The organism is Streptomyces sp. cf386 (assembly GCF_900103585.1).
Taxonomy (GTDB): Bacteria; Actinomycetota; Actinomycetes; order Streptomycetales; family Streptomycetaceae; genus Streptomyces.
In genome coordinates this window covers 132,288-144,380 of record NZ_FNHV01000003.1, presented here as the reverse complement: position 1 = coordinate 144,380, position 12,093 = coordinate 132,288, and the positions used below count along the sequence as shown (strand labels likewise).

Sequence of the window (12,093 nt, the reverse complement as noted above, 5' to 3'; positions counted from 1 at the left end):
TGATCAGTCCACCGTCACGTAGTCGGGGCCGGAGTAGCGGCCGGTGGCCAGCTTCTGCCGCTGCATCAGCAGATCGTTCAGGAGCGAGGAGGCGCCGAAGCGGAACCAGTGGTTGTCCAGCCAGTCCTCGCCGGCGGTCTCGTTGACCAGGACGAGAAACTTGATGGCGTCCTTGGTCGTCCGGATCCCGCCGGCCGGCTTCACACCGATCTGGATGCCGGTCTGGGCGCGGAAGTCCCGCACCGCTTCCAGCATAAGGAGCGTGTTCGCGGGGGTGGCGTTCACGGCGACCTTGCCGGTGGACGTCTTGATGAAGTCGGCGCCCGCCAGCATGCCGAGCCAGCTGGCCCGCCGGATGTTGTCGTACGTCGACAGCTCGCCGGTCTCGAAGATGACCTTCAGCCGGGCGCTCGCCCCGCAGGCCTCCTTCACGGCGACGATCTCGTCGTACACCTTCATGTAGTTGCCCGCGAGGAACGCCCCGCGGTCGATGACCATGTCGACCTCGTCCGCACCGGCCGAGACGGCGTCCCGGACGTCGGCCAGCTTCACACCGAGGGCGGCGCGGCCGGCCGGGAAGGCGGTGGCGACGGAGGCGACCTTCACGGCGGACCCGGCGACGGCCTCCTTGGCGGTGGCCACCATGTCCGGGTACACGCAGACGGCGGCGGTCGCCGGGGTCGTACGGTCGGTGGGGTCGGGATGCACCGCCTTGGCGCCGAGCGCCCGGACCTTGCCCGGGGTGTCCGCGCCTTCCAGCGTCGTCAGGTCGACCATCGAGATGGCGAGGTCGATGGCGTACGCCTTGGCGGTCGTCTTGATGGAACGGGTACCGAGCGACGCGGCGCGCGACTCCAGGCCGACCGCGTCGACGCCGGGCAGCCCGTGAAGGAAGCGGCGCAGCGTGCTGTCGGACGCGGTGACGTCCGAGAGGGCGTGAGCTGCGGTGGGTGCGTTGGTGGGCATGGTCACCAGACGAGCATATCTACGCGCGTAGCGGCTGTACACCCCGGAGGGATGGATCTGTTACACCTCGGAGGACGGTTCAGGATCTGAGGAACGGATCTGAATGATGCCGGGGACCTGCCCCACCCAAGGGGCGCGGGGCTGTGTCGATATGCGGCTCCGCCGCGTGGGCGCGACCAGCCCACCACAACCCGCACCCGCGCACCGGAGACGTCACGCCCACGGCGAATGGGCGCCCCGCCAAGCTGCCGGCAGGCATGCGGCAGAATCGGGCTCATGACGACCCCCGAGCCCCAGCCCTCCACCCCGGACCCCGTATCAAGGGACCGGATCTACCGCTCACCCATGGGCATCGTCGGAGGCGTCCTACTCCTGGCCCTCGTGCTCTGGCTAGGCATCGACGCCCTGATCCGCGGCGAGGGCCGCACACAGTGGCTCGCTCTCGCCGCACTGATCCTCCTCGTGCCGCTCGTGTCCGCGTTCACCCTGCGCCCGGCCGTCTACGCCAACGAGGAACGACTGCGCATCCGCAACCCGCTCCGCGTCATCGTGCTGCCCTGGGGCCAGGTCGCCTCACTGCGCTCCGGCTACTCGAACGAGGTCCTCACCAAGTCCGGCACCAAATTCCAGCTCTGGGCGATCCCGGTCTCGCTGCGGGCCCGCAAGAAGGCGGCGCGCGAGCAGGCCCAGGCGGCCGCGGAGCGGAACGCCGCCGCGCGAGGTGAGAAGCGGCGCCGCGGGGGCGGCGGATTGGGGGGCGGAGGGCTCGGCGCCGACGGGCCGGTGCGCGCCGAGACCGACAAGATCATGGACGAACTGCGGGAACTCCTGGTGCGCCGGGAGAACGAGGAGTCCGCGCAGGGCGAGGTGACCGTGCGGTGGGCGTACGAGGTGGCGGGGCCGGCGCTCGCGGGTGCCGTGTTGCTGCTGATCCTGCTGACCATGCCCTGACCGGAGCCCCACCCGGATATCGGAGCCCCACCCGGATACCGGATCCACCCAGATACCGGATTCAGGAGCGCAACCACCTCCACGATCCGAACGTCTGGAAAGCGATGAGTACGAATCCTCGGCAGCCCCTGCCGCTGCCCGCCTCCGCCATACCCGACGGCTGCCTCCCCTGGGAGGGTGAGCAGGCCCGGCGCTGGGTCGGTGCCCTGCCGCCGCGCTGGGTGCCGTTGCGGCTGCGGGCGTCCGTTGTCCTGGCCGTCGTGCCGGCCTCCGGTGTGCTGGCCGGTGCGCTGGCGGTGTTCGCCGGGCTGCCGGGGTGGGCCGCCGCGTGTCTTGCCCTGCAGCTCGTCTGGGCGGTGGTACGGCCCGAGTTCGTAGGGGTGTCGGCGCCCGCCCTCGTCATTGTCGTGCTGCTTCAGGGGGCCGCCCTGCCCTGGGCGGTGAGCCTGGCCGCCGTACTCGTGCTGTTGTGGGTGACCGCCGTGCTGCGGCTCGTCGCGCGGGCCCGGCAGCGGGCGGCGGCCCGGGCTGCCGCCGGTGGCGTGACCGGCGCACTGCCGGTCGGCGACGCACCGCTGGAGCGCGGGAAGTTCCTCGCCTGGGTCGGGGCCGTACCGCTCATGGCCGGTGCCGTCCTGGTCGCCACCTCCGGCGGGTGGCAGCTCACCGACGACCCGCGGACCACCCCGGCCGTCGGCTGGTTCGTCGTCGGACTCGGCGTCACGGTCCTGGCGTCCGCCGCGCTCGGCCGGTGGCGTGCCGCCGGGCTGCGCCGGGAGCCGGTGCCCGTGCTGCGGGTGCTGATGCGGGTGAACACCGACGTGGACGCCGAGGTGTACGCCGCCGACGACCTGGAGGCGGTGCGGCCGCTGTTCACCGTCGCGACGTCGGAGCTGGACGATGACGATGACGATGACGAACCCAAGGGCGAAGCCGAAGCCGAAGCCGAAGCCGATGACGACGACGAAGGCGACGACGAGGAGATCCAGGAACTCCTCGACCGCATCGACGCCGACCAGCCCGGCCCCCTCCGGGAAGCCGTCCTCCACGGCCTGCCCTACGACGGTGCCGAGGTGCTGCTCGTCATCGCCGCGGTGGAGCCCGACGAGCCGGCGGTGGTGGAGTGGTCCACCGGGCCTGTGCGGCCGTTCTCCGCGGGTGCCGTGCGGCGTCGGCTCGCGGGGGAGAAGCGCGCGGTGGCGGACGAGGCGCGGCAGCGGGCTGCCGTCGACGACGTCGCGGGGCGGCTGCGTGGGCAGGAGGCCGTGGAGGTGCGGCGGTGGCGGGCCGGGTGGGCCGACTGGCTGTCGGTGGCGCTGGGCGCCGTATGGATCGGCGTCCTTTTCGTGACCGAGGGCGGGCTGTGGCGGTACGTCCTCGGCGCGCTGCTGGGACTCGGCATGGCCCTGATGGTGCCGCGCCAACTCGCCTGGAGTGTCACCGCCGACCGCGAGGGGCTGTGGTTCAACGGCCTGCGCAGGATCCGGCACCTCGCGTGGGACGACGTGCGGATCGTCGAGAGCAAGGGGCCCGAGCTGAAGATCGGCAGCGGCCGGAGCGTCTTCGGGGAGTGGTCGGTGGACACGCTCCGTTGGCGCCGCCTGGAGCGGAAGATGGGCCTGGTCCACCCCTACGACCGGCTCGCCGCCGAGGTCACGGCGATGTGGCGGGACCCGGACGCACGTCCGGCCGGGGTGAGCGACGAACGCCGACGCGGGCGCCCGCTGTGGCCGCTCGCGGTGCTCATCGCGCTGGGGTGGACGGTGCTGGTGTTCTGGGGGTGAGGCTGGGCGGGACGGCGTCCCAGGAACACGGTGGGCCCCAAGTTCCGGTGAGTCGCCCTGTGTTGGGCCTCAGGGGGCGGCCGGCCACACCAGCGTCATGTACGCGGAGCGGACGACCGCCGCGCGAAGACCAGCGCGGCGACGAGCGTCCGCTGTGGCCGCTCGCGGTGGTCATCGCGCTGGGGTGGACGGTGCTGGTGTTCTGGGGGTGAGCGCTGGGCGATACGGCGCCCCAGGAGCGCCGAGAGCCCCAAGTGCCGGTGAACCGGCCCGTGTTGGACGTCAGGGCGCGGCCGGCCACACCAGTGCCATGTACGCGCCGAAGTACGCCGAGCCGACGACCGCCGTCGCGAGGGCCAGCGTGCGGTAGCGGCGGGAGGCGCGGGACAGATGGAGGGCGACGGGGAGCAGGAGCGGGAAGGCGGGCAGGAGGAAGCGGGCGCGTGGGAAGTAGACGCCGCCGCTGCCCAGGACGATCGCCAGCAGTACGGCCGTGAAGACCAGCAGCACCGCCGGCTGCCGGTCCGCCACCGACAGCCCGAACAGCACCACCGACGCGACCAGCGTGAGCGTCACCATCACCAGGAACAGCTCGGGAGTCGAGTCGCGCGCGAGCAACTGCCGCATCAGACGCAGGGTTTCGCGACCGCCGTCCAACTCGTTGTGCCACAGCCGCTGTACGGCGAAGTAGCCGTCCCAGCGGCCCAGGCGCAGGCCCACCCAGCCGACGTATCCGCACCAGCCGAGCGGCGCGATCGCCGCGGCCGCGAGGGCGCGTGGCGAGAAGCGGCGGCGCAGGGCGAGCAGGGCCGCCACCGTGACGGCCGCCGCCACCGCGACGCCGGTCGGACGGGTCAGGCCGGCGAGGGTCGCGAGCCAGGCCGCGGTGAGGAGGCGGCCGGTGAGCACGGCGTACAGGGACCACGCCGCGAGCGCCGTGAACAGGGGCTCGGTGTAGCCCATCCACTGCACAAGACCGACCGGGAGCGCGGCCCACAGGACGGCGAGGAGGACGCCCACCCGGCGGCCGTACAGCCGGTCCCCGACGGCGAAGACGCCCCATGCGGCGACGACGGAGGCGATGACGGCGATGGCGAGGCCGGTGCTGGCCCGCGTGCCAGGGGTGACCGCTGCGACCGCCTTGATCAGGATCGGGTAGAGCGGGAAGAAGGCGAGGTTGTTGGCGCTGGGCGCGGTGCCGAGTTCGCGCGCGTAGCCGTGGTCGGCGATGCCGAGGTACCAGTCGGCGTCCCACTGCGTCGCCAGGATCGGCCAGACGCCGTGGCCCCGGCGGTGCGCCCAGACGGTGAGGAGCGCGAGGCCTGTGCCGCGTACGGCGAGGTAGGCGAGGAGGGCGGGGGCCGCGCGGCGCAGGGCGTGCAGGGGAGCGGGGAGCGCACGCGGGGGCGACGGTGGCGGGGAGCCGGGGGCGGTGGTCGCTCGGGGTGTCGGCCGGGATGCGGTCGTGGACACGGCGGCGGCTCCAGACGGCTCGGTGAGGCGGTTCCGTCCACCGTTGCCCGGGGGCTGGGGCCGGGCGTGGAGCCCGGGTCAACCGCCGCGAGGAAATCACCCGACGGGGTGCCTCCGGATGGGGGCACCCCGTCGAGAACCCTCAGATACCGGCCGCCGCCGACAGGTCCCGCTTGATCGCCGCCAGCAGATCGGCCGCCTTGGCGCGGGCCGCCGGGAGGTCGGCGTGTGTCCCGACCGGGACGACGACCTCCAGGTAGCACTTCAGCTTGGGCTCCGTGCCGCTGGGGCGGACGATGACGCGGGCGCCGTCGAGGGTGTAGCGCAGTCCGTCGGTGGGCGGCAGCGTCTCGGTGCCCTGGGTGAGGTCCTCGGCGCGGGTGATGGCCAGACCGGCGAGCTGCGTCGGCGGCTGCTCCCGCAGCTGCCGCATGGCGTTCGCGATGACCGACAGGTCCTGGACCCGGACCGAGAGCTGGTCCGTGGCGTGCAGACCGTGGTCCACGGCGAGGTCGTCGAGCCGGTCGAGCAGCGTGCGGCCCTCGGCCTTGAGGACGGAGGCCAGCTCGGTGATCAGCAGGGCGGCCGTGATGCCGTCCTTGTCGCGTACGCCCTCGGGGTCGACGCAGTAGCCGAGGGCCTCCTCGTAGCCGTAGCGCAGGCCGTCGACGCGGGCGATCCACTTGAAGCCGGTGAGGGTCTCTTCGTACGGCAGCCCCGCCTTCTCGGCGATCCGGCCGAGGAGGGAGGAGGAGACGATGGACTCCGCGAACGTGCCCTGTGCTCCCCGGTCGACCAGATGGGCGGCGAGCAGCGCACCGACCTCGTCGCCGCGCAGCATCCGCCACTCCTCGCCGTCCTTCACGGCCACGGCGCAGCGGTCGGCGTCGGGGTCGTTGGCGATGACGAGGTCCGGCTCGGTCTCGCGGGCCCTGGCGAAGGCGAGGTCCATCGCGCCGGGCTCTTCCGGGTTGGGGAAGGCGACCGTGGGGAAGTCCGGGTCGGGGTCGGCCTGCTCGGCGACGAGCGCGGGGGCGGGGAAGCCGGCGCGGTCGAAGGCGGCGAGGAGGACGTCCTTGCCGACGCCGTGCATCGCCGTGTAGACGGTGCGGGCGGTGCGGGGGGAGCCCTCGGCCAGTACGGCGTCCGTGCGGGCCAGGTATGCCTGCAGGACGCTGTCGTCGAGGATCTCCCAGCCCTCGGTCGGTCGGGGGACGACCGTGAGGGACGGGACGGCGGCGATCTCCTCCGCGATGTCGATGTCCGCGGGCGGGACGATCTGGGAGCCGTCGCCGAGGTAGACCTTGTAGCCGTTGTCGCGGGGCGGGTTGTGGCTGGCGGTGACCTCCACGCCGGCGACCGCGCCGAGGTGCCTTATGGCGTACGCCAGGACCGGGGTGGGGAGGGGGCGGGGGAGTACCGCGGCGCGCAGGCCCGCGCCCGTCATCACGGCCGCCGTGTCGCGGGCGAAGTCCTCCGACTTGTGGCGGGCGTCGTAGCCGATGACGACGAGGCCGTCTTCGTGGCCCTGTTTCCTGAGGTACGCGGCGAGGCCCGCGGCGGCGCGGATCACGACGGTGCGGTTCATCCGCATCGGGCCGGCGCCGATCTCCCCGCGCAGGCCCGCGGTGCCGAACTGGAGGGTGCCGCTGAAGCGGTCGGCGAGCTCGTCGATGTCCACGGCGTCGATGAGCTTGGCGAGCTCGTCGCGGGTCTCCGGGTCCGGGTCCTCGGCGAGCCACGCCTGGGCCCGGGCGATGAGATCGTCGTGCACGTCGGTCAGCCTCTCGTTGTGTGTCGATCGGAGCGGGTCGGGTGCGGGCTCGGAGGGTTTCGCCCCCGCCGCCCCTACCCGTCCCATCCTTCTGGGGCTCCGCCCCAGACCCCGCTCCTCAAACTCCCCCAGAGGGGGCACCCCCAAGGGGCTGAGTGGTTCAGCCCGTCCGGCGTTTGAGGACGAGGCCCGTTCAGGGCCGAATCGGGGGTCTGGGGGCGGCAGCCCCCAGGGACGGGACGGGTAGGGGCGGCGGGGGCGAAAACGCCCTACAGCCGCCCCAGCACCTGCGCCAGCAGCGAGCCCATCTGCGTCGCCGAGTCGCGCCCGGCCTGCAGGACCTCCTCGTGGTTGAGGGGCTCGCCCGTCATCCCGGCGGCGAGGTTCGTCACCAGGGAGATGCCCAGCACCTCGGCCCCCGCCTCACGCGCCGCGATCGCTTCGAGCACCGTCGACATGCCCACCAGGTCCGCGCCGATCACCCGAGCCATCCGGATCTCCGCCGGCGTCTCGTAGTGCGGGCCGGGGAACTGGGCGTAGACGCCCTCCTCCAGCGTGGCGTCGATCTCCTTGCACAGGGCACGCAGCCGCGGCGAGTACAGATCGGTGAGGTCGACGAAGTTCGCGCCGATGATCGGGGACGTCGCCGTGAGGTTGATGTGGTCGCTGATCAGGACCGGCTGGCCGGGGCGCATGCCCTCGCGCAGACCGCCGCAGCCGTTGGTGAGGACGACCGTCTTGCAGCCGGCCGCCACCGCCGTACGGACGCCGTGCGCGACGGCGGCCACACCGCGGCCCTCGTAGTAGTGCGTGCGGCCCAGGAACACGAGCGCGCGCTTGTTTCCGATCCGGTAGGAGCGGATCTTGCCGCCGTGCCCTTCCACCGCCGGCGGGGGGAACCCGGGCAGCTCGGTGACCTGGAACTCGGCCTCGGGTGCGCCGAGGGCGTCCACGGCCGGAGCCCAGCCGGAGCCCATCACGAGGGCGACGTCGTGGGTCTCGGCGCCCGTGAGTTCGCGCAGGCGCGAGGCGGCGGCGTCGGCGGCCGCGTGGGGGTCGCCCTGGATGTCGTCCGGAAGAAGAGATGCGTTCACGCGACTGAGGGTAGCCGGTTTGGGCCTACGCGCGTAGATGACAGAGCTCACGGGATGGCGATCGTTGTCTTGTCGTTTCCAACGAAGAATGTGACGGGAGGGGCGGAAGGGACGAGGGAGCCCGTGCCGAGCAGCCGGTGAGGTCAGCGCCCGCTCAACACGGTCGCTTCCGCAGCTCCATCACATAGTCGTGCGGTGCCCCCGCCGACTCCGCCGCGTCCGCGACCTCGCCCAGATAACGGGCCGACGGCAGCCCGCCTTCGTAGGCGTTCAGCACGAACACCCACGCCGGCTCCTCGCCCTCCAGCGTGTGCACCCGTACCCGGAGCCTGCGGTATATCCCGAGACCGACACCCTCCCAGCGGTCCAGGGACTCCTCGTCCATCGGCGCGATGTCGTACAGCGCGACGAAGACCTGCTCGCCCGGCTCCTCGACGAGCGTCGCCAGCGCACCGTCCCAGCCGAGCTGCTCGCCCCCGAACGTCAGTCGCCACCCGTTCAGCCAGCCGGTGGCGCGCAGCGGCGAGTGGGGGGCGCGGCGGGTCATCAGCCGCGCGTCGAGATTGCCGGCGTACGCGGCGTAGAGCGACATGCAGAGAGGGTACGGCAGCCGAATCGCTCGCCCCTCCCGTAACAGTGGTGTCTCGGGCGGGCCCCCAGGCAGTACCACCGTGAGGCGTGCGTGACAATGGAGTACGTGACTCGGATCGTGATCATCGGTGGCGGACCCGGCGGATACGAGGCGGCCCTGGTGGCCGCCCAGCTCGGCGCGGAGGTGACCGTCGTCGACTGCGACGGTCTGGGCGGGGCGTCGGTACTCACCGACTGCGTGCCGTCGAAGACCCTTATCGCTACGGCCGAGGTGATGACCACCTTCGACTCCTCGTACGAGGAGCTGGGCATCATCGTCGCCGACGACACCCCGCACGTCGACACGCCCGCCCGGGTCGTCGGCGTCGACCTGGGCAAGGTCAACCGGCGTGTCAAGCGGCTCGCGCTCGCCCAGTCCCACGACATCACGGCCTCCGTCACCCGCGCCGGCGCCAGGGTCCTTCGCGGCCGCGGCCGGCTGGAGGGCATGCAGGGCCTCGACGGGTCACGCAAGGTCGTCGTCCGCGCCGCCGACGGCACCGAGGAGACCCTCACCGCCGACGCCGTCCTCATCGCCACCGGCGGTCACCCGCGCGAGCTGCCCGACGCCCAGCCCGACGGCGAGCGCATCCTCAACTGGACCCAGGTCTACGACCTCAACGAGCTGCCCGAGGAGCTCATCGTGGTCGGCTCGGGTGTCACCGGCGCCGAGTTCGCCGGTGCCTACCAGGCGCTCGGCTCGCGAGTCACCCTCGTCTCGTCCCGGGACCGCGTGCTGCCCGGCGAGGACCCGGACGCCGCCGCCGTCCTGGAGGACGTCTTCCGACGCCGCGGCATGAACGTCATGGCCCGCTCGCGCGCCGCCGCCGCCAAACGGGTCGGCGACCGGGTCGAGGTCACCCTCGCCGACGGCCGCGTCATCAGCGGCTCCCACTGTCTGATGGCCGTCGGTGCCATCCCGAACTCCGAGGGCATGGGCCTGGAGGAGGCCGGTGTCAAGCTGCGCGAGTCCGGGCACATCTGGACCGACAAGGTGTCCAGGACGACCGCGCCGGGTGTGTACGCGGCCGGTGACGTGACCGGTGTGTTCGCGCTCGCGTCCGTCGCCGCCATGCAGGGGCGTATCGCCATGTACCACTTCCTGGGCGATGCCGTGGCCCCGCTGAACCTCAAGACCGTGTCCTCCAACGTCTTCACCGACCCCGAGATCGCCACCGTCGGCTACTCCCAGGCGGACGTGGACGCGGGCAAGATCGACGCCCGGGTCGTCAAGCTGCCGCTGCTGCGCAACCCGCGCGCGAAGATGCAGGGCATCCGGGACGGCTTCGTCAAGATCTTCTGCCGTCCGGGCACCGGCATCGTGGTCGGCGGTGTGGTCGTGTCACCGCGCGCCTCGGAACTGATCCATCCGATCTCGATCGCGGTCGACAACAATCTGACGGTCGAACAGATCGCGAACGCCTTCACCGTGTACCCCTCCCTTTCGGGGTCGATCGCCGAGGTGGCACGGCAGTTGCATACGCGGAAGTCCGGCGGCGAACTCTGACGGCCGGAACCAACTCCTCGCTGGTCACGGGGAGTTGTCGAGCATGCGTACGGCATAGGCGGCGGGACTAGGCCCTATACCACTCCTTGCCCTCGCGTGCGAACAACTTCTGTTATTCGGCGCAAACTGCTGAAACCAGACGGTCGTTGGGGTTACTGTCAGTTTCGTGTTCGCTGCAGAACGTCGCCAATTGATCCTCGAAATGGTGCGAGCGAACGGGGCCGTGTCGCTCCGTGAGCTCGCCCGCGTCGTCCAGACCTCCGAAGTGACCGTACGGCGGGACGTGCGCGCACTGGAGGCAGAAGGACTCCTCGACCGCCGGCATGGCGGTGCGGTATTGCCGGGCGGGTTCACGCGGGAGTCCGGCTTTCCGCAGAAGTCACATCTCGCGACCGCCGAGAAGACGGCCATCGCCGACCTCGCCGCGAATTTCGTGGAAGAGGGCGAGGCGATCGTCGTCGGGGCGGGGACCACCACACAGGAGCTCGCCCGTCGGCTCGCTCGCGTCCCCGGTCTGACCGTCGTCACCAACTCCCTGCTGGTGGCACAGGCGTTGGCCCATGCCAACCGGGTCGAGGTCGTGATGACCGGCGGTACGCTCCGCGGCTCGAACTACGCCCTGGTCGGCAGCGGTGCCGAGCAGTCCCTGCAGGGGCTGCGCGTGTCGAGGGCCTTCATCTCCGGGAGCGGCCTCACCGCCGAGCGTGGGCTGTCCACGTCCAACATGCTCTCGGCCTCCGTCGACCGGGCGCTCGTCCAGGCGGCCGCGGAGGTCGTCGTCCTCGCCGATCACACCAAGCTCGGCACGGACACGATGTTCCAGACGGTGCCCACGGATGTCATCACGCGACTGGTCACCGACGAGCCGCCGGGCCATGACGACCGTGCCCACACCGAGCTGCAGGCTCTTGCCGACCAAGGGGTGCAGATCGCCGTGGCGGGGGCGAGCGGGAACCCGGGGGGTGAGGAGGTCCCGGCCCGGCGTCAACAGCGGCCTGCTCTGCCGGGGCCGCGGCGAGGGCAACCGCCGGGGGCCGGGTTGCGGAGTGCTGCTGCGGCGGTGCTGGGTGAGCAGGGAGCTGAGCGGGCTCGCGTTGCGGATCTGCGGCGGCGTTAGGTTCGCCTGTTCGCCGTAGGGGTTTGCGTTGTCGCGCGGGTGCGGGCTGTGTGTGGTTGATCGCGCAGTTCCCCGCGCCCCTTAGGGCACTGCCCCTGGGCCTACTGGTTTCAACTGTCCTTCAAACCCCGGAGCGTCAGGTACAGCAACCTGTCCGCCAGTTCCGGGTCCCCCGGTGTCTCCTCCGCCGCCAACGCGATCGCGTGGGTGAGTTGGAGGAGGTCGCCGATCGCCACGTCCTTTCTGACCGTGCCCGCCTCCTGGGCGCGTGCCAGCAGTGCGCCGCCCGCCTCGCGGATCGGGCCGCTGCAGCGGGCCAGGGCCGAGGTGGTGTCGTAGGAGACGGACATCAGGGAGCGGGCCAGGCCGCGGTACTCGCCGGCGTGGGTGACCATCTCGCGCAGCCACTTCACCAGGGCCGCGCACGGCTCGGGGGCGTGCAGGAGTTCGCGGGAGCGGGTCAGGAGGTCGCCGGCCGCCTCCTCGAAGACGGCGCTCAACAGGGCGTCGCGGTTGGGGAAGTGGCGGTAGAGGGTGCCGATGCCCACGCCCGCCCGACGGGCCACGTCCTCCAGGGAGGCGTCGGTGCCGTGCTCGGCGAAGGCGGAGCGGGCCTCGCTGAGCAGCCGGTCGTAGTTGCGGCGGGCGTCGGCGCGCATGGCACGCGGCTGGACCGGCGTCGCCGCCGCGCTCCCGTGCCCCGCACTCTCGTGTGAGGTCGCGCCCACCATGGCTTCCACCTGCCCTCTCTCACGCCCTCGGCGTGCCTCCAGGATGCCACCGAGCCGAAAACGGGG

General features: G+C 71.9%; 10 protein-coding genes. 4 read left to right on the top strand and 6 right to left on the bottom strand.

Annotated elements, in window-relative coordinates:
* Window positions 1-3 precede the first annotated feature (3 nt).
* A complete protein-coding gene (deoC, locus tag BLU79_RS08545; RefSeq protein WP_093905054.1) occupies window positions 4-966 on the bottom strand; it encodes a deoxyribose-phosphate aldolase in 963 nt (320 codons plus the stop codon).
* 276 nt (window positions 967-1,242) lie between these two features.
* On the opposite strand from deoC, the gene BLU79_RS08540 reads away from it, so the two are divergent.
* Together BLU79_RS08540 and BLU79_RS08535 are read left to right on the top strand one after the other, a co-directional pair.
* Window positions 1,243-1,917, top strand: a complete 675-nt coding sequence (locus BLU79_RS08540) for a PH domain-containing protein (protein WP_093905053.1) — start codon at window positions 1,243-1,245, stop codon at window positions 1,915-1,917.
* A 104-nt stretch (window positions 1,918-2,021) separates the two neighbouring features.
* Window positions 2,022-3,701 carry a hypothetical protein gene (locus tag BLU79_RS08535; protein WP_093905052.1) on the top strand — a complete coding sequence of 560 codons (1,680 nt, stop codon included), beginning with the start codon at window positions 2,022-2,024 and terminating at the stop codon, window positions 3,699-3,701.
* Window positions 3,702-3,983: 282 nt separating this feature from the next.
* Here the strand turns inward: BLU79_RS08535 and BLU79_RS08530 are convergent, their stop codons facing one another.
* The 4 genes from BLU79_RS08530 to BLU79_RS08515 form a co-directional block, all read right to left on the bottom strand.
* On the bottom strand, window positions 3,984-5,174 hold the full coding sequence (locus BLU79_RS08530) for a hypothetical protein (RefSeq protein ID WP_093905051.1): 1,191 nt from the start codon (window positions 5,172-5,174) through the stop codon (window positions 3,984-3,986).
* Between the two features lie 142 nt (window positions 5,175-5,316).
* Window positions 5,317-6,948, bottom strand: coding sequence for a phospho-sugar mutase (locus BLU79_RS08525; protein WP_093905050.1), 1,632 nt, complete (start codon window positions 6,946-6,948; stop codon window positions 5,317-5,319).
* Window positions 6,949-7,217: 269 nt separating this feature from the next.
* Window positions 7,218-8,042 carry a purine-nucleoside phosphorylase gene (locus BLU79_RS08520; protein ID WP_093905049.1) on the bottom strand — a complete coding sequence of 275 codons (825 nt, stop codon included), beginning with the start codon at window positions 8,040-8,042 and terminating at the stop codon, window positions 7,218-7,220.
* Between the two features lie 154 nt (window positions 8,043-8,196).
* Window positions 8,197-8,634, bottom strand: coding sequence for a gamma-glutamylcyclotransferase family protein (locus BLU79_RS08515; RefSeq protein ID WP_093905048.1), 438 nt, complete (start codon window positions 8,632-8,634; stop codon window positions 8,197-8,199).
* A gap of 96 nt (window positions 8,635-8,730) precedes the next feature.
* Here BLU79_RS08515 and BLU79_RS08510 point away from each other — a divergent pair, with 96 nt between their 5' ends.
* Window positions 8,731-10,179: an NAD(P)H-quinone dehydrogenase gene (locus BLU79_RS08510; RefSeq protein WP_093905047.1), complete on the top strand. Its 1,449-nt coding sequence runs from the start codon at window positions 8,731-8,733 to the stop codon at window positions 10,177-10,179.
* A 166-nt stretch (window positions 10,180-10,345) separates the two neighbouring features.
* Window positions 10,346-11,296: a DeoR/GlpR family DNA-binding transcription regulator gene (locus BLU79_RS08505; RefSeq protein ID WP_093905046.1), complete on the top strand. Its 951-nt coding sequence runs from the start codon at window positions 10,346-10,348 to the stop codon at window positions 11,294-11,296.
* A gap of 110 nt (window positions 11,297-11,406) precedes the next feature.
* On the opposite strand, the gene BLU79_RS08500 is transcribed toward BLU79_RS08505, so the two are convergent.
* Window positions 11,407-12,027, bottom strand: coding sequence for a TetR/AcrR family transcriptional regulator (locus BLU79_RS08500; protein WP_093905045.1), 621 nt, complete (start codon window positions 12,025-12,027; stop codon window positions 11,407-11,409).
* Window positions 12,028-12,093: the final 66 nt, after the last annotated feature.

Coding starts and splice junctions, on each gene's coding strand:
- deoC (WP_093905054.1), bottom strand. CDS start 966: ATGCCCACCAACGCACCCACCGCAGCTCACGCCCTCTCGGACGTCACC.
- BLU79_RS08540 (WP_093905053.1), top strand. CDS start 1,243: ATGACGACCCCCGAGCCCCAGCCCTCCACCCCGGACCCCGTATCAAGG.
- BLU79_RS08535 (WP_093905052.1), top strand. CDS start 2,022: ATGAGTACGAATCCTCGGCAGCCCCTGCCGCTGCCCGCCTCCGCCATA.
- BLU79_RS08515 (WP_093905048.1), bottom strand. CDS start 8,634: ATGTCGCTCTACGCCGCGTACGCCGGCAATCTCGACGCGCGGCTGATG.
- BLU79_RS08510 (WP_093905047.1), top strand. CDS start 8,731: ATGGAGTACGTGACTCGGATCGTGATCATCGGTGGCGGACCCGGCGGA.
- BLU79_RS08500 (WP_093905045.1), bottom strand. CDS start 12,027: ATGGTGGGCGCGACCTCACACGAGAGTGCGGGGCACGGGAGCGCGGCG.